Genomic DNA, 17,252 nt, shown 5'->3' on the forward strand with positions numbered 1-17,252 from the left:
TTGTCGTTGGGAAGGCGCCGATGGTTGGCGATCCCGCGCACGGCGGCCAGCGCTAAATCAGCGAGGCAGGATTCGAATTTCTCGTAGCCGAGAGCACGCGCACCACGCTGCGCGCGGCCTGCGACAGGGCTTCGGGCGGGCGGTGGCACAGCAGGAACTGGCGCTGCGCCCAGTCGCCCCGGATCGCGACGCACGCGAGGCCGTCGCCGCGGGCGACCGTGCGCGCGACGGCCTCGGGCATGACCCCGATGCCCAGGTTCTGCGCGATCAGCGGCGCCATGCTGTCGAAGCCGTTGACCCGCATGCGCATGCGCAGCAGCCGGCCCTCGTCGTCGGCCAGGCGCTGGAGCATCAGCGAGATGGCCGACCCCTCGCCCAGCACGATCAGGTCGCACGCCAGGATGTCGTCCAGCGTCAGCGCGCTCCGCTCGGCCAGCGCGTGGCCGGCCGGCAGCACCACCGTCAGGCGGTCGCTGCGGTAGGGCAGGGTGGGCAGCTCGATGCTGCCCAGGCCCGCCTCGTAGATGCCGACGTCGACGATGCCCCGGCGCAGCGCCTGCTGCACGATCTGGCTGTTCATCTCCTGCAGGTCGATGCGCACGCCGGGACATTCCCGGGCGCAGCGCGCGATGTCCGACGGCACGAACTGGATCACCGCGCTCTTGGGCGCGGCCAGACGCACGACGCCCTGTTCGCCGCCGAGGTACGACGCCGCGTCGTCCTGCATGCGCAGCACGGTGTGGGTGATGCTGCGCGCGTGGGCGAGCATGGCGCGACCGGCGTCCGTGATGGCCATGCCGTGGGGCCGGCGCTCGAAGAACGGCAGCCCGAACTGCGCCTCGATCTCCAGGATGCGGCGCGACGCGGCGGCCGTGGCCATGTGCATCTTCTCGGCGGCCCGGGTCACGCTGCCGAGTTCGGCGGTCGTGATGAACAGCTGGAGGGTCGTCAGATCGAAGTGGAGGCGCGCGGAGCGCCGGTCGATGGATGTCAAGGCGTCCGTCTCGAAGTGGCAACGATGAAGGCGTGATTCTCGGCCCGGCGGCGGCCGTGCTAGGGTGCGGACGACCACGCCGGCCATCCTCCGGCCACGCCCGCATCACGCCCGCACGAACCGCACGAACCGCACGAACCGCATGACCACCGTGTTCCTCAGCCATCCCCCCGGCGCGCTCGGACCCTACTTCGGCGACCGCGCCATCGCGGCGCTGCAAGCGATCGCCGAGGTCCGCTTCAATCCCGACGAGGCGGACCTCGACGCGGCCCGCGTGGCGGCGCTGGCCGGCGATTGCGATTTCCTCATCTCCCACCGCCGCACGGCGGGCGACGAGGCGCTCTTCTCGGCGCTGCCGCGCCTCCAGGCCTTCCTGCGCTGCGCCATCGACATCCGCAACGTCGACGTCGACGCGGCGAGCCGCCACGGCGTGCTGGTCACGCAGGCCAGCGCGGGCTTCGTCGACGCGGTCGCGGAGTGGATCGTCGGCGCGATGATCGATCTGGCCCGCCACATCAGCGCGTCGGTGGTCCGGTACCGGGCCGGCGACGTGGCGGTGCCCGTCATGGGGCGAGAACTGCGCGGCGCCACGGTCGGCGTCGTCGGCTACGGCCGGATCGCGCGCCGCTTCTGCGCGCTGGCGCTGGCGTTCGGCATGACGGTGGTGGTGCACGACCCGCACGCGACGATCGACGGCCCCGGACTGCGCCAGACCGGCTTCGACGCGCTGCTGGCATGCGCCGACTTCGTCGTGTGCCTCGCGTCGGCGACGGCGGCGACCGAGAACCTGATGGACGCGCGGGCCTTCGCCACGATGAAGCGCGGCGCCTGTTTCATCAATGCCGCGCGCGGCGATCTGGTCGACGAGACGGCCCTGGTGGCCGCGCTCGACGCGGGCCACCTGGGAGGCTGCGCGCTCGACGTCGGCCGGGCGCCCGACCAGATGCCCTCGCCGCACGTGGCGGCCCACCCGCGCGTGGTCGCCACGCCGCACGTCGGCGGCCTGACGCGGCCGGCCGTCGAGCATCAGGCGATGGAGACGGTGGCCCAGGTGGCCGCGCTCCTGGCGGGCCGCGTGCCGCGCGGCGCGGTCAACCCGGCGGCCGCCGCGCGCTGGCGGGCGGCCGCCGCGCCACCGTCGGCGGGCTGACGACCGGGCGGACCCGGCCGTCCGCTCAGGTGCCGCTGTCCAGGCGCTTCTGCATCGCCGCCGCGCGCTGCGCCGACGGCGGGTGCGAGCTCAGCAGCGAGCCGCCCGAGGCCTGCCCCTCGCTGAGCTTGGCCAGCTTCTGGAAGCCCGTCACCAGCCCCTTGCGCTCCAGCTTGCGCTCGCCCAGCAGATCGAACGAGTAGGAATCCGCGGCGCTCTCCTGCGACTGCGAGAACTGCGCGTTGACGAACTTCTCGGCCAGGTCGCCCGCCTGGGACTGCGACAGCTGGGCCGCCACGCCGCCGGCGGCGCTGGCCAGGCCGCGCGCCGCCGTGGCGACGTAGGCCGTCTGCATGCGCGACTTGGAATGGCCCAGCGCCACGTGACCGATCTCGTGGCCGATCACGCCGCGCAGCTCGTCGTCGTTCATCAGGTCCATCAGGCCGCTGTAGACGCGGATGCAGCCGTTGGCCATGGCCCAGGCGTTCACGTCCGGCGTCATGTAGACGCGGTAGTTGGCGGTCTTGCCGTTGACCGTGGTCGGCATGGCGCGGATCACCTGGTTGAGGCGCGTGGTGTATTTGCTGTTCGCCGGCGCGATCTGGTTCTTCTGGTCCATCGCCGCGCACGACTGGTCGGACATGGCCGCGATGTCGCCGTCGCTGAGCGACATGGCCTTCATGGCCGTGCCGCCGACGTCGGTCAGCTTGCTGACGTCCATGGTTTTCATGGTCTCGCAGCCCGCGAGGGTGAGCACCGCGCCGAGGGCGACGGGAAGGAGGAGGTTGCGCATGTTCGTTGCCATGGAGGAAGGGAAGGTTCGTGACGGGAGGGACCGGCGGAGCGGACCCGCCGCATTCTCGTCGCAGCGGCGCGACGGCCCGGCGCCGGGCGGCGTCAGCGCAGGCGTCCCGACCACAGCAGCGACAGCAGGGCCGCCACCGAGGCGAGCAGGGCGGCCGCCAGCGCGAGCGGGCCGGCGAGCTCGGTCTCGCGTCGCAGCACCTCCACCCGCGAGCCGAGTTCCTGGTAGACGCCGCGCAGGTTCTCGGCCGTGCCGGCGTGGTGGTACTGGCCGCCCGTCATGCGGGCGACCTCGCGCAGCGTCGGTTCGTCGAGCTTCATGTAGATCGCCATGCCCTCGGGCGTGGCGGCGTCGCCGTCGACCGTGCCCAGGCCGATGACGTGGACCCGCACGCCGCGATCGGCCGCCATCCGCGCCGCGGCCAGGGTGTCGATGCCCGCCGTGCGGCGGCCGTCGCTCAGCAGGATGATGGCGGCGGCGTCGTGGGAGCCGGGCGGCACGGGGTCCGGCGCGGCGGGCTGCGGACGCGCGCGCTCGTCCAGGCTGCGGCCCCTCGACGGCGTGGCGGTGCCGCCCATCATCATCCGGCCGAGGTCGATGCCGTGGTCCGGGAAGATCTCCGCGAGGCACTGGACGATGGCGTCGCCCACCGCCGTGCCGAGCTGCATCTGGAAGGCGTCGATGCTCGCGACCAGCGCCGCGCGGTCGAGGGTCGCACGCTGGGCGACGTGGGCGCTGCCGGCGAAGGTGACCAGCCCGATTTCGATGCGCGGCGGCACCTCGCGCAGGAACGCCTTCGCCGCTTCCTGGGCGGCCACCATGCGCGTGGGCTTGACGTCGCCCACCCGCATGCTCAGCGACACGTCCATGGCCAGCAGGATCGAGGTCCGGGCCCACGGCAGCGGCACCCGGGCCACCGGGCGCGCGGCGGCCAGCAGCAGCACGGCCAGGGCCAGCAGCGCGAGCGCCGGCGGCACGTGGCGCCGCCAGCCGCGACCGGCCGCGGCGCGGACCGTGCCCAGGTCGCTGTAGGCCAGCGCGGCGCGCGTCCGGCGTCGCGTCAGCCACCGGTAGGCCACGGGCAGCAGCGCCGCCACGGCCAGCAGCCAGAGGGAGTGGGGCCAGAGGAAATGCATGCGCGGCCTGCCGGTGCGCGCTCAGCGCGCCTCGACCTCGTCGTGACCGTCGCGCTGCGGGTTCGGGGTTCGTGGCATGGGTCCTCGCCGGTTCGACGCGTGCGATCGCGCGCGTTCGCTCCCATCAGGAAATCACCGGTGCCGTCCCCCCGGGGTAGGACGGGGCGCCCAGATGGGCGCCCGGCGAGGTCGGCGCGCGTGCGGCCGACCCGCCGCCCTCAGATGGCTTCCGGATCGGTCCGGATGCTGGTGCGGTCGCGGTGCCGCTTTTCCTTGCCCAGCACGCTGTCCAGGGCGCTGAGCACCTTGGTCTCGGCGCCACGGAAGGCCTGGTCCAGCGAGGGCGCCTGGTGGGACACGGCCACTGGCGCGTGCTGCGGGACGTGCGCCTCGATCAGGCAGCGCTTGTCGGACGCGCCGCCCTTGGTGGCGTTGACGTCCGACAGGTGGACCTCGACGCGCCGGACGTCCTCCGCGTAGCGCGCGAGGTTCTGGCGGATCTCGCCGTCCGCCCAGCGTTCGAGGTCTTCGCGGTTTTCCATGCCATTGCCGGTATTGATGTGGATTTCCATTGGGCGTTCTCCTTGGTTGGATGGGACCACCCAGTGGACCACCGGCGCGATTGACCCGTGCCGCCACGTGGAAAAGCCCCGTTCCGCGCGCCGGGACGGGCGCGCCCGCCTCAGCCCGCGCCGGGCGGCGCGTCGCGCGCCGCGCCCGGCGGCGGGCCGACGTAGCGTCCGCGCGGACGGATCACCTGCGCCACGCCGAGCTGTTCCAGGCCGTGCGCGAGCAGCCCGACGCTGCGCGCCGTGGCGAAGAGCCCGAAGGCCGCGTCGGCCGGCAGCCGGTGGTGCGCCACCAGGGCCGCCAGCGCCACGTCGATGTTGGGCTGCAGGCCGGTCTGCTCGATCACCTTGGCGATGAAGCGCGCGATCACCGGCGGGGGCTCGAAGCGCGCCAGCAGGGCCGCCGCGCGCGGGTCGCCGTCGGGATAGAGGTGGTGGCCGAAACCCGCCAGGGGCGACCCGGTGGACAGGTAGTGCGCGAGCACCGCGTCCTCGCCGAGCCGCTCGACTTCGGCGAAGAGCGCCTGCACGCGCCCCGAGCCGTCGCCGTGCAGCGGCCCCGACAGCGTGGCCAGTCCGGCCAGGAGGCACGCGGGCAGGGAGGCCCCGGTCGACGCCGCGATGCGCGCGGCGAAGGCCGAACTCGTCAGCTCGTGGTCCACCAGCAGCACCATGGCCGTGCGCAGCAGTTCCGCCACCGCCGGTGGCTGGTCCCAGCCCCGGGCGAAGCGCAGGTGCAGCGCCTGCGTGCCCGGCCGGGCACCGAAGGCGTCGGCCAGCGTCGCGACCAGGCCCTGGCCTTCGACGTGCAGGACCCGGGTCAGGCGGCCCCGGGTGGAATGCCCGACGGCCGCCAGGCCGCCCAGCGCCGTGAAGGCGGCGACGCGCCCCGGTCCGTCGCCGCGCCGCGCCGGCGCGAGCGGGGCGGCGCAGGAGAAATCGATCGGCTGCCGCGTGTCCCACAGCAGGCGGGCCACGTCCTCCAGGCTGGCCGAACGGGCCAACTCGACGACGTCCTGGCCGCGGTAGTAGGGACGTCCCCGGAAGAACGCGCACAGCGCCGTCGGGATGCTCGGCTCGGCGCCGAACAGCGTCTCGGCGGCGACCGTCGCGCGCGTGCGGCCGGCCTGCTTGCGCCGGGCGAGGCCGGCGACGTCTTCGGCGCGGTACAGGCTGCGGCGCGTGTCGCCGGGGTCGGTCATGACCTCGAGCTTGCCGCGGCTGACGTACGCATACACCGTCTGCGGCCGCACCCCGAGCGCCGCGCAGGCCTCGTCCATCGACATCCATGCCGCCATCGTCCACTCCCCTTCGGATTTATATATTGATTTTATACATCAATATTGACCAATAAATCAACCTGTCATTACCATCGCGCCACTTCGCATCCACATCCCGGACGACCCGCCATGAAACCCTCGGTCCTGCAAATCAACCCCATCCTGATCCCCGCGATCAACGACCGGCTCGCGGCGCTGTACGACGTCCACCGGCTCTTCGAGATCGCGCAGCCGGAGGCCTGGCTGGCGGCGCACGGGGCGTCGGTGCAGGCCGTGATCACGGGGGGCCACACCGGCATCACGCGGGCGATGCTGGAACGCCTGCCCAACCTGAAGGTGGTGGCGGTCAACGGCGTGGGCACCGATGCGGTCGATCTGGCGCACTGCCGCGCGCGGGGCCTGCCCGTCGCGGCCACCCTGGGCGCCCTGACCGAGGACGTCGCCGACCTGGCCATCGGCCTGCTGATCGCGGCCTGCCGCAACCTGTGCGCCGGCGACCGCTTCGTGCGCGACGGCCAGTGGGAGCTGCACCCCCAGCCGAGCGCGATCCCGCTCGCCCGGCGCTTCAGCGGCATGCGCGTGGGCATCGTCGGCATGGGCCGCGTCGGCCGCGCCGTCGCGGTGCGGGCGGCGGCGTTCGGTTGTTCGATCGCCTACACCGACCTGCGTCCGATGGACGATGTCGCGCACGCGTTCGTGCCCGACCTGGTCGAGCTCGCCCGGGGCGCTGACGCGCTGGTGCTGTGCGCGGCCGCCGACCAGGCCGAGGGCATCGTCGATGCGCGGGTGCTGGAAGCGCTGGGCCCGCGCGGCTTCCTGGTCAACGTCGCGCGCGGCCGGCTGGTGAACGAGGCCGACCTGACCGAGGCGCTGGCCGCCGGCCGCATCGCCGGGGCGGGGCTGGACGTGTTCGTCGACGAGCCGCGCGTGCCCGCGGCGCTGCGCGGCTCGGAGCGCGCGACGCTCCAGGCCCACCGCGCCAGCGCCACCTGGGAGACCCGCACGGCGATGGGCGAGATGGTGCTCGCGGCGATCGCCCAGGCGCTGGCCGGCGAGCGCCCGGCGATGAGCCTGACGACCTGAGACGGCCGTCCGCCATGACCGGATTCGTCTTCCCGCCGCCGGCACCGGTGACACTGCCGGTGCGGGACGCCACCGACCGCTTCCCGGTGGGCCGGGTCTTCTGCATCGGCCGCAACTATCCCTGGCAGCCCGGCGGGCCACCGGCGCGCGAGCTGCCCGGCTGGTTCATGAAGCCCGCCACCTCGGTGGTGCCGGCGCGAGGCGCCTTGCCCTGTCCGCCGGGCACCGCCGACTTCTGCCACGAGGTCGAACTGGTGGTGGCGATCGGCGTCGGCGGGCGCGACATCGACGTGGCGCGGGTGGAGGCGGAGCACGTCTGGGGCTATGCCGTCGGACTGGACCTGACGCGACGCGACCTCCAGCAGGCGGCCAAGCGCGCAGGGGGCTCCTGGGAGGCCGCCAAGGCCTTCGACCGCTCGGCGCCCTGCACGCCGCTGGTGCCGGCGGCCGTGTGCGGCCATCCGCGCGGCGGCGCGATCTGGCTCGCGGTCGACGGCGTCGAGCGGCAGCGCGCCGACCTGGCCGACCTGTCGTGGCCGGTGGCGGAGCTGGTCGCCATGCTGTCGCGCTCGGTGACGCTCGCGCCCGGCGACCTCGTCTACACCGGCACGCCCGCCGGCGTCGGCGCGCTGCGCCACGGCGACGTGGTGACCGGCGGCGTGGCCGGCATCGGCGAATTCACCATGACCGTCGAGGGCGTGCCGTCCCGCGTTCCCCATCCGATCCAAGCCCAGACCCCGACCCCGACCCTGCGAGGAGACGCCCCGTGAACATCCCATCGACCCCCTCCGCCACCCCGCCCGGCAAGGTCGCGCTGGTCACCGGCGCCGGCAGCGGCATCGGCCGCGCCGTGGCGCTCGGCCTGCTCGACGACGGCTGGCGCGTCGTGCTGGCCGGGCGACGTCCAGAGCCCCTGCGCGCGCTGGCCGCCGAGGCCGAGGCCCGGGGCGGCGTCGCCCTGGCCGTGCCCACCGACGTCACCGTGCCCGACAGCGTCGAGGCGCTGTTCGCCGCCATCGAGGCGCGCTTCGGCCGGCTCGACCTGTTGTTCAACAACGCCGGCGTGAACGCGCCGGCCGTGCCGATCGACGAGCTGCCGCTGGAGCGCTGGTTCAGCGTGCTGAACACCAACGTGACCGGCGTGTTCCTGTGCGCCCGCGCTGCCTTCGGCCTGATGCGCCGCCAGTCGCCCCAGGGCGGGCGCATCGTCAACAACGGCTCGATCTCGGCCCACGTGCCGCGCCCCCACACCGCCCCCTACACCATGAGCAAGCACGCGGTCACGGGCCTGACGAAGTCGCTGGCGCTCGACGGTCGCGCCTTCGGCATCGTGGCCAGCCAGATCGACATCGGCAACGCGTTGACCGAGCTGTCAGAGCGCATGACGCGCGGCGTGACGCAGGCCAACGGCACGGTGGCGGCCGAACCCATGATGGACGCGGTCCACGTGGCCGACGCGGTGCGCCACATCGCGGCGATGCCGTTGTCGGCCAACGTGCTGAACATGACCGTCATGGCCAGCGCCATGCCCTTCGTCGGGCGCGGCTGACGGCCGGCCTCCCATCCCTCACAACAAGGAGACTTCCATGCCCATCGCTTCCATGCTCAAGGTCCTCGCCGTCGCGGCGTCCCTGGCCGCCGTGCCGGTCCTCGGCTCGGCGCAGGCCTACCCGGCGCGCGCGGTCAAGATCATCGTGCCGGCTCCGCCGGGCGGCGCCATCGACACCCTCGCGCGGGTGGTCGGCGACAAGATCGGCGCGGCCATGGGCCAGCCGGTGATCGTCGACAACCGCCCCGGCGCCTCCAACAACCTCGGCACCGACGTGCTGGCCAAGGCGGCGCCCGACGGCTACACCATCGGCATCGTGGGCGGCAGCCACAACATCAACAAGTTCCTGTTCAGGAACCTCGGCTGGGACCCGCAGAAGAGCTTCGAGCCGATCGTCTACACGCACGAGGTGCCGCTGGTCTTCGCGGTCGCGCCGCAGGTCCCGGCGAAGACGCTGCCCGAACTGGTGGGCTGGATGAAGGCGCACCCGGACGACGCCAAGGTCGCGACCTCCGGGCGCGGGAGCGCGCAGGAGATGGCCGCCGAGATGTTCCGCTTGGCCAGCGGCGCGCCGATGCTGCTGGTGCCCTACAAGGGCTCCTCGGCCGCGCACCCGGACCTGCTGGCCGGGCGCACCGCGCTCTACATCGACACCATCAGCGCGATCCAGGCGCAGGTGAAGGCGGGCAACGTGCGCGCCGTGGCCGTCTCCACGAGAAAACGCGCCGCGTCGCTGCCGGACGTGCCCACGGCCGACGAGCAGGGACTGAAGGGCTACGACGCGAACACCAACGGCGGCTTCCTGGCGCCGGCGGGCACGCCCCGGGCCATCGTCGAGCGGCTCAACGCCGAGATCAACGCGGCGCTCCGGCTGCCCGACGTGCGCGCCAAGCTGGAGGCCGCCGGCATCGAGGTCCAGGGCGGCACACCGGAGGCCTACGCCGCGGTGATCCGGGACGACCTCGCCAAATGGGGCAAGGTCGTCAAGGCGGCGGGCATCGAGCCGGAATGACGCGCGCGGCGCGCGCTCAGGGCAGGGCGGCGAAACCCGGCTGCAGGCCCTGCGAGCGCGCCCGGGCGCGGTAGGCCGCGGCGTCGTCGGCGCCGAAGCGGCCGTCGAGCATCAGCCCGCGCGCCACCAGGTCGGCGACCGAGCGGTCGACCGCGTCCACGTAGCCGGCCCGGGAGCCGTACAGACCCTGCACGCTGCGGCGCGGGTCGCCCGGCTGGCGCTGCGCGTCGGTGACCGCGAAAGCCAGCTGCGAGCCGTTGAGCCCGTACTGGTCGCCGGCCACGAAGCCCGCGCGGCGCAGGCTGTAGCCCTTGAAGGTGGCCAGCGGGACGGCGGCGTCGGGCATCTTCACGCCGGCGACGTCGTTGCCCTGGGCGTCCACGGTGGGCAGCTGGACGACGTACAGCTTCGTGGAGGGGACCGAGGGAATGACGCGCTCGTCGTTCACGCTCAGCGTGTTGTACACGCCGTTGAACGCCAGGCCGGGCGCCCCGGGCACGCCGCTGAACGACACGGCCGACAGGTCCGGCCCGCCCAGGCTGGCGGCCGAGGCGGTCGGCACGGCGAGCGTGGCCGCGCGCGCCGACGGCCAGACGCTGGCCAGCGGCTGCGCGGTGCCGTTGACCCAGCCTTCCAGGTTCAGGTAGAGCGCCCGCACGAGCGCGGTGCTGGCGTTCTGCACGTTGGGCGCGGCGGTCGGCGCCGTCGCGGCGACGGCGCGGTTGGTGGTCATGTCGGGCTGCGTGCGCGCGTTGGCCGCGAGCATCGACGGGCTGTGCTGCGTGCCGTTGGCGTAGAACAGCCGCACGTTGTCCGGCACGGCGACGTCGTTGCCGGCGCCGTCGGTGGCCACCAGCGAGGCGCGCGCCCCGCCGAACTCGATCGGGCTGTCGTACTGGACCACCTTGGGGCAGGTCGCGTCCTGCGTGCATTTCGCCAGCAGGCCGTCGGTGCGCCCGCTCAGCGGGTCGGTCAGCGTGGCGTAGCCGAAGGGGAACTGGTCGCCCGGCGTGTAGTGCGTCTCGTGCTGGCGCGAATAGTCCCCGGGCTTGGACCAGCGGTAGTTGGTGTAGGTCTTGCGCGAGCCGCCCACCAGCGGAAACATGCCGTCGAAGACGCGGCGGTTCTGGGCGTCGGCGTTGAAGCCCTGCCACAGGAAGTCGCGCACGTAGCGCCCCGACTGCGAGATGCCGCCGAACAGCGTGGCGCGCACGCGGCCGGCCAGCGGGTTGCGGTTGCCGGCCGCGTCGGCCGTGCCGTGGCGCAGGAAGCTCACGAGGTCGCGCGTGGCGAGGAAGCCCAGGCCCATGACCCGGGGCCCGACGGCGGTGTAGTCGAACTGGTAGATCGAGCCGTCGTCGCGGCCGCCGTCCAGCGCGGCGGCGTTCGCGGCGTCGGCGCGCACGGCGGCGCGGTCGATGGTCACGAAGCCCTGGCCGTCCGCCCCCGTGCCGCCGGCCGGTGCCGTGGCGCTGCCGGCGGTGTAGGTCCACAGCGGGCGCGCCACGGTGACCGGGGCCGAGGTCGGCGTCCGGCGCACCGTGAGGGTGGCCGTGGCGAGCGAGCCGGGCGCCAGCCGGTAGTAGGTGCCCAGCAGGTTCGCGGTGGCGCTGTCGGGGACGAGTTCGTCCTGCACGCGGCCCGTGATCGGCGCGTCGCCGTTGGCGCGATCGACCACCACCGGCAGCGACATGCCCGGCGCGTACCAGCGCTGGGCGGTGGTGATGGCGGCCGTCGGGCCGGAAAGCGTCTGCGGCTGGTCGCCCTGCCAGCCGGCCCAGACGATGCTCGCGCCCTGGTTCATCAGGAAGCCGTTGCCCGCGCCCACCCCGGCGACGTCGCCCGAGGCGGCCGCCGCCACCTGGGGCCGCACGGTGGCGAAGAGGTCGTTGGACGAGCCCTCGTTCAGGGCCGGGACCAGCAGCGAGCGGGTGCGGTTGGTGACCTCGTAGAACAGCGTGCCGTTGGCGCGCGCGGCGTCGGTGGGCGCGAGCAGCACGACGTCGAAGCGGTAGCGCACGTTGCCGGCGGCGTCGGGCACGGCGTTCTTCAGGTCGACGATGGTGCCGGCGCAGTCGTCCGCGCTCGCCACGGTCGCGGTGGCCTCGGCCAGGGTGTAGGTGTAGGTGCCGACGTCGCCGAAACGCGCGCCGCCGAAAGCGAGGCCGCTGCCCTTGACGTCGAAGCGCTCGATGGCCGAGCGCGTGATCGTGCAGGGGTAGGTCTGGTCCGGCGGCACCAGCGCGCTGCGCGCGGCGGGCAGTCGTGACGTGGGCCCGCCGGAGGTGGCGCCACCGGCACCGCTCTCGCCTGCGCCACCACCGCCGCCGCACGCGGCCAGCATCACCACCGCCAGCGCGGCGCCGCCGCGCGCGGTGCGGCGGCCCATCCGATCCGGAATCCCGTTCATGTGTCTGTCTCCGTTGTTGTCGTGTCTGTCGTGTCGTCCCATGGTCGCGACCGGACGATAGTCCGCGCGCGCCGCGCCATCCATTACGTGCGCCGCGCGACGTTTACGCCAGCCGCAACGATCGAGGGATTACCCGTCCCGGCGGTCCGTGAAGGTGCTGTCGCGGTCGCGTCATGGCGACGGGAAAACCCGCTCCCGGGCGGTCCGGGCCGCTCTCCAGAATCGCTTGTCCGACAAACGGACACGACGACGATCGCACCTTCCCGCCGCACCGCGCGGCACCCGGACCGGAGAGACGCGCCTTGGCAGGAAGCAGCACCCTCGAATCCGCCAGCCCGATGGCGCCGCCGCCGGGCGACGCGGCCGGGCTGTTCGACCGCCTGAACCTGGCGCCGGCCTACAAGGTGGTGTCGCTGGAGATCGAGCGCAGCATCCTGGGCGGGCAGATCAAGCCCGGCAGTCCGCTGCCGACCGAGCAGAGCCTGGCCGAGCGCTTCGGCGTGCACCGCTCGACGGTGCGCGAGGCGATCCGGCAGGTGGAGCAGGAGGGGCTGGTGCAGCGCCGCGAGGGCCGCCGCCTGTTCGTCACGCTGCCCGGCCTCTACGACCTGGCGCCGCGCGCGGCGCGCCTGCTGCTGCTGCAGCAGACCACCTTCGAGGAGCTGTGGCAGGTCGCCGTGACGCTGGAGCCACTGGCCGCGCGGCTGGCGGCGCGCCACGCCACCGACGACGACCTGGCGGCGCTCGAGGCCAACACGGCCCTCACCGGGCAGCTGCAGGCGCGCGGGGCGACGGGCGTGGAGGCGCACATGCGCCTGGTCGACCTCGACGTCGAGTTCCACGCGCTGGTCGGCCGCGCCAGCCACAACCGCGCCCTGATGCTGGCGCGCGAGCCCGTCAGCCTGCTCTACAACCCCACGCTGCTGCAGATCCACCAGCACCTGCCGCAGTCCAAGGCGCGCAACCTGGACGCTCACCACGCCATCCTGCAGGCGCTGCGGCGGCGCGACGCCGACGCCGCGGCCGACTGGACGCGCCGGCACATGAACGACTTCCGCAAGGGGTTCGAGATGACCGGGCTCGACATGGGCACGCCGATCCAGGCCGGGTCGGGCGGGCGGCCCGCCCGGGCCTGATCCCATGGCCATTCACACAACGAAGGAGACAAGCATGCAAGCACGCGCATCACGCACCGCCCCGGGTCTGGTCCTGGCGATCGCCGGACTCGCCGGCGCCATCGCCCCGGCCGCCCGGGCCCAGGCCCCGGCCACCGAGACCTTCCGGGTCGGCATCGTCAGCTTCCTGTCGGGGCAGGCCGCCGAGAGCTTCGGCATCCCGGCGGTCAACGGCGCCAAGGTGCTGGTGGAGGCGTTCAACCAGGGCGGGGCGCCGGCGCCCTACGACAAGCCCGGCATCGGCGGGATGAAGATCGAGGCGGTCTACATCGACGAGAACGGCGGCGCGACCAAGCAGGTCCAGGAACTGCGCAACCTCTACGACCGCGAGAAGGTCGACGCGGTGGTGGGTTACGTGAGTTCGGGGGACTGCCTGGCGGTGGCGCCGGTGGCCGAGGAGATGAAGAAGTTCCTGATCCTCTACGACTGCGGCACGCCGCGCATCTTCGAGGACGCCAAGTACAACTACGTCTTCCGCACCGCCTCGCACGCCACGATGGACAACGTGGCGCTCGCGCGGTACCTCAAGGCGCGCAACGTCAAGGCCGAGCGCTTCAACATGATCAACCAGGACTACGCCTGGGGGCAGGACTCGCGCAAGGACTTCACGCTGTCGATGGCCCAGCTCTACCCGCAGGCCCAGGTCGGCGAGGACCTGCTGCCGAAGTTCGGCGCCGGGCAGTACGGCACCGAGATCTCCGCCCTGATGTCCAAGCGCGCCGACGTCACGCATTCGAGCCTGTGGGGCGGCGACCTGCAGGCCTTCATCCTGCAGTCGGGCCCGCGCGGCCTGTTCAAGCGCTCGCAGGTCGTGCTGTCGGCGGCCGACCACGTGCTGACCAACCTGGGCGACAAGATGCCCGACGGCGCCATCCTCGGCGCGCGCGGCGCCTACGGGCTGCTGTCGCCCAAGTCGGCCTTGAACGACTGGTGGTGGAGCGTCTACCAGAAGGGCTACCAGACCTACCCGGCGCAGGCCCCCTACCGCATGGCGCAGGCGCTCATGGGCCTGAAGGCCGCCGCCGAGAAGGCGATGGCGGCCAACGGGGGCAAGAAGCCGACCACCGAGCAGCTGGCCGCCGCCCTGACCAACGCCGAGTGGGACTCGCCCGGCGGGCGCATCCGCATGACGCTGGGCGGCGGCCACCAGGCCACGCAGGAGACGGCGATCGGCCGGACGCGCTACGACGCGGCGAAGAAGATGGTGGTGCTCGACGACATCCAGCGCTTCGCGGCCGAATGCGTCAATCCGCCGGTCAACGTGAAGTCGGAGGACTGGATCAAGTCGGACTTCGCCGGCGCGAAGTGCAACTGAGCGCGCGATCGCCCTCATGGCCACCGCCCTCACGATCCTGATCGACGGACTGAGCTACGCCTCCTGGCTGTTCATCGTCGCGCTCGGGCTGACGCTCGTCTTCGGCGTGCTGAAGATCCTGAACATCGCGCACGGCAGCTTCTACGCCCTGGGCGCGTACGCGGCGGCGAGCTTCGTCGGCTGGTTCGCCAGCATGAAGTTCGCGCCCGAATGGTCGCTGGTGGCGATGCTGCTGGCCGCCGTGGCCGTGGCGGTGCTGGTGGCGCCGCTGACCGAGCGCGGCCTGATGCGCTTCTTCTACGGCCGCGACGAGGTGCTGCTGGTGCTGGTGACCTACGCGCTGTTCCTGGTGCTGGAGGACGTGACCAAGCTGCTGTGGGGCGCCAACCCGTACTACGTGTCGGAGCCCTACGCGATGTTCGGCAACGTCGAGATCGGCGAGCAGGTCTACGTCGGCTACGACTTCATGCTCATGGGGCTGGCGGTGGCGGTCGGGCTGGCCGTGTGGTGGGGCCTGAACCGCACGCGCCAGGGCAAGATCGTGCTGGCCGTCATCCACAGCGAGGAGGTCGCCGCCAGCATGGGCGTGAACGTCTCGCGGGTCTACATGCTGGCCTTCGGCGTCGGCGTCTTCCTGGCCGCGCTGGGCGGGGCCTTCACCGCGCCGCTGATCTCGGTGCAGCCGGGGGTGTCGGTCGGCGTGATCATCGTGTCCTTCGCGGTGGTGATCATCGGCGGGCTCGGCAGCATCGAGGGCGCGGCCATCGGCGCGCTGATCGTCGGGCTGGCGCGGTCGTTCGCCGTGCACGTGATGCCGCAGGCCGAACTGTTCTCGATCTACATCGTGATGGCGCTGGTGCTGATGGTGCGGCCCGAGGGGCTGTTCCAGCGCATCCAGGCGAGGAAGATATGACCCCCTCCAGTCCTCCCCGCGCACCGCGCGTCGCGTCGCCGACCCCCTCGCGGGGGGCGCCACCGGCGGACCGGTCCGGCCCGCTGCGCGGCGCGGCCGGCGGGTCGCCGTCCCGCGGCGGCCTGGTGTCGCTCGCCGGAGTCCTCCTGATCGTGGCGCTGGTCGTCGCGGGAGCGTTCATGCCGAAGTGGCTGACCTTCCTGCTGACGATGGCGGCCTCGCACGGGCTAGTGTCGCTCGGGATCGTGCTGCTGATGCGCGGCGGGGTGGTGTCCTTCGGCCAGGGGCTGGTGTTCGCGGTGGGCGGCTACGCGGCGGCGCTGGCGTTCAACCGGCTCGGGTTCACCGACGCGCTGGGCCTCGCGGTCGCGGGCGGGGTGGCCGCGACGGTGGTGGCGGCGCCGTTCGCGCCGCTGCTCTCGCGCTACCGGGGCATCTTCTTCGCGATGCTGACGCTGGCGATGTCGATGGTGGCCTACGGGGTGCTGGTCAAGACCAGCGCGCTGGGCGGCTCCGACGGCTTCAACATGGGGCGCCCGACGCTGTTCGGCCAGGCGCTGCCCGATGCGCGCGCGGGCCACGTGCTCTACGGCGTGACGATCGCGTTCGCGGGGGTGCTGGCGCTGCTGGCGCGCACCTATTTCGATTCCACGCGCGGGCTGGTGACGCAGGCGGTGCGGGAGAACGAGCTGCGGGTGGAATACCTCGGCGGCTCGGTGCGCGAGGCCATGAGCATCAACTTCCTGCTGGCGGCCTTCGCGGGCGGCTCGGGCGGCGCGCTCACGGTGATGTCGCTCGGCCACATCGACCCCAACTTCAGCTACTGGACGACGTCGGGCGAGTTCGTCTTCGTGGCCATCCTGGCCGGCTGGCAGAGCGTGCTCGCGGTGTTCGTCGCCTCGACGCTGCTGGAGGTGGTGCGCTCGTTCTCCAGCCTGTACTTCCCCAACACCTGGCAGCTGTCGCTGGGCGTCTTCCTGCTGCTGATGATCCGCTTCCTGCCGCGCGGCATCGGCTCGCTGTGGGTGGACCGCGGCGCGAAGGGAGACCGGCCGTGAACCCGGTGGCCGACACCCCGGGCGCCGGCGGGCGCGAGGTTCTGCTGCGCGCGAGCGGCATCGAGAAGCGCTTCGGCGCCGTCGTCGCGGCCAGCGGGCTGGACGTGGCGGTGGCCGCCGGCGAGCGCGTGAGCCTGATCGGCAGCAATGGCGCGGGCAAGACCACCTTCGTCAACATGATCACCGGCTACCTCAAGCCCGACACCGGCAGCATCGTGCTGGGCGGGCGCGACATCACGCGGCTCGATCCGCGCGCGATCACGCGGCTGGGCGTGGCGCGCTCGTTCCAGATCCCGCAGCTGTTCCCGGCGATGTCGGTGCTGGAGAACATGCTGGTGGCGCTGGCCTGCCACGGGCAGCGGCTGTCGTTCTGGCGCACCGCCCGGCGCGCCGACGCGGTAGCGCGCGCCGATGCGCTGCTCGAGCGCTTCAACCTCGCCGAGCACCGCGAGCGCCGCGTCGCCGAGCTGCCCGGCGGCGTGCGCAAGCTGCTGGACATCGCCATGGCCCTGACCGCCGAGCCGCGCCTGCTGCTGCTCGACGAGCCCACCAGCGGGGTCTCCGCCGAGGAGAAGTTCCCGATGATGGAGATCGTCATGCGCGCGCTGGGCGAGGAGCGCATGACGGTGCTGTTCGTCGAGCACGACATGGACATCGTCGCGCGCTACGCCGACCGCGTGATCGCCTTCTACGCCGGCCGGATCATCGCGGACGACGCGCCGGCCGTCGCGCTCGCCACCGACGACGTGCGCCGCTACGTCACCGGCACGCTCCGTCCGGACGCGGCGCCGTCCCAGGAATAG

At 72.8% G+C, this 17,252-nt stretch carries 16 protein-coding genes; 10 read left to right on the forward strand and 6 right to left on the reverse strand.

Going from position 1 to position 17,252, the window contains the following annotated elements; all coding sequences use genetic code 11:
• Positions 1-52: 52 nt before the first annotated feature.
• Positions 53-994, reverse strand: a complete 942-nt coding sequence (locus tag NF681_03160) for a LysR family transcriptional regulator (GenBank protein ID UST52676.1) — start codon at positions 992-994, stop codon at positions 53-55.
• Positions 995-1,136: 142 nt separating this feature from the next.
• Here NF681_03160 and NF681_03165 point away from each other — a divergent pair, with 142 nt between their 5' ends.
• Positions 1,137-2,144, forward strand: a complete 1,008-nt coding sequence (locus tag NF681_03165; protein ID UST52677.1) for a hydroxyacid dehydrogenase — start codon at positions 1,137-1,139, stop codon at positions 2,142-2,144.
• A 25-nt stretch (positions 2,145-2,169) separates the two neighbouring features.
• Here NF681_03165 and NF681_03170 read toward each other — a convergent pair whose 3' ends face one another.
• The 4 genes from NF681_03170 to NF681_03185 form a co-directional block, all read right to left on the reverse strand.
• Positions 2,170-2,937, reverse strand: a complete 768-nt coding sequence (locus NF681_03170) for a M48 family metallopeptidase (protein UST52886.1) — start codon at positions 2,935-2,937, stop codon at positions 2,170-2,172.
• A 104-nt stretch (positions 2,938-3,041) separates the two neighbouring features.
• Complete coding sequence (locus NF681_03175) at positions 3,042-4,085, reverse strand: VWA domain-containing protein (GenBank protein ID UST52678.1); 1,044 nt, start codon at positions 4,083-4,085, stop codon at positions 3,042-3,044.
• A 218-nt stretch (positions 4,086-4,303) separates the two neighbouring features.
• The gene (locus tag NF681_03180) at positions 4,304-4,657 is read right to left on the reverse strand and encodes an HPF/RaiA family ribosome-associated protein (protein ID UST52679.1); all 354 of its coding nucleotides are present in this window, start codon (positions 4,655-4,657) and stop codon (positions 4,304-4,306) included.
• Between the two features lie 110 nt (positions 4,658-4,767).
• Positions 4,768-5,952 (reverse strand): citrate synthase family protein, encoded by a 1,185-nt coding sequence (locus tag NF681_03185; protein ID UST52680.1) that lies wholly within the window; start codon positions 5,950-5,952, stop codon positions 4,768-4,770.
• Positions 5,953-6,063: 111 nt separating this feature from the next.
• On the opposite strand from NF681_03185, the gene NF681_03190 reads away from it, so the two are divergent.
• Genes NF681_03190 through NF681_03205 form a run of 4 tightly spaced genes read left to right on the forward strand, consistent with a single transcriptional unit; the run spans position 6,064 to position 9,578 of the window.
• A complete protein-coding gene (locus tag NF681_03190) occupies positions 6,064-7,017 on the forward strand; it encodes a 2-hydroxyacid dehydrogenase (protein ID UST52681.1) in 954 nt (317 codons plus the stop codon).
• A gap of 14 nt (positions 7,018-7,031) precedes the next feature.
• Positions 7,032-7,787: a fumarylacetoacetate hydrolase family protein gene (locus NF681_03195; protein ID UST52682.1), complete on the forward strand. Its 756-nt coding sequence runs from the start codon at positions 7,032-7,034 to the stop codon at positions 7,785-7,787.
• Between the two features lie 2 nt (positions 7,788-7,789).
• Complete coding sequence (locus tag NF681_03200) at positions 7,790-8,566, forward strand: SDR family oxidoreductase (GenBank protein UST52887.1); 777 nt, start codon at positions 7,790-7,792, stop codon at positions 8,564-8,566.
• Between the two features lie 37 nt (positions 8,567-8,603).
• Positions 8,604-9,578, forward strand: a complete 975-nt coding sequence (locus NF681_03205; protein ID UST52683.1) for a tripartite tricarboxylate transporter substrate binding protein — start codon at positions 8,604-8,606, stop codon at positions 9,576-9,578.
• A 16-nt stretch (positions 9,579-9,594) separates the two neighbouring features.
• Here the strand turns inward: NF681_03205 and NF681_03210 are convergent, their stop codons facing one another.
• Positions 9,595-11,988 carry an alpha/beta hydrolase domain-containing protein gene (locus NF681_03210; protein ID UST52684.1) on the reverse strand — a complete coding sequence of 798 codons (2,394 nt, stop codon included), beginning with the start codon at positions 11,986-11,988 and terminating at the stop codon, positions 9,595-9,597.
• Positions 11,989-12,290: 302 nt separating this feature from the next.
• Here NF681_03210 and NF681_03215 point away from each other — a divergent pair, with 302 nt between their 5' ends.
• From NF681_03215 to NF681_03235, 5 genes are read left to right on the forward strand one after another with little or no spacing between them, the layout of a single operon-like run.
• On the forward strand, positions 12,291-13,124 hold the full coding sequence (locus tag NF681_03215; protein UST52685.1) for a GntR family transcriptional regulator: 834 nt from the start codon (positions 12,291-12,293) through the stop codon (positions 13,122-13,124).
• 34 nt (positions 13,125-13,158) lie between these two features.
• On the forward strand, positions 13,159-14,478 hold the full coding sequence (locus tag NF681_03220; GenBank protein ID UST52686.1) for an ABC transporter substrate-binding protein: 1,320 nt from the start codon (positions 13,159-13,161) through the stop codon (positions 14,476-14,478).
• 16 nt (positions 14,479-14,494) lie between these two features.
• Positions 14,495-15,391: a branched-chain amino acid ABC transporter permease gene (locus NF681_03225; GenBank protein UST52687.1), complete on the forward strand. Its 897-nt coding sequence runs from the start codon at positions 14,495-14,497 to the stop codon at positions 15,389-15,391.
• Positions 15,388-16,449, forward strand: a complete 1,062-nt coding sequence (locus NF681_03230; protein UST52688.1) for a branched-chain amino acid ABC transporter permease — start codon at positions 15,388-15,390, stop codon at positions 16,447-16,449. The genes NF681_03225 and NF681_03230 overlap by 4 nt, the downstream gene beginning before the upstream one ends.
• 5 nt (positions 16,450-16,454) lie before the next feature.
• Entirely contained in the window at positions 16,455-17,252 is a 798-nt protein-coding gene (locus tag NF681_03235) for an ABC transporter ATP-binding protein (GenBank protein ID UST52888.1), read from the forward strand.

The organism is Comamonadaceae bacterium OTU4NAUVB1, assembly GCA_024372625.1.
Lineage (GTDB): Bacteria > Pseudomonadota > Gammaproteobacteria > Burkholderiales > Burkholderiaceae_C > Variovorax.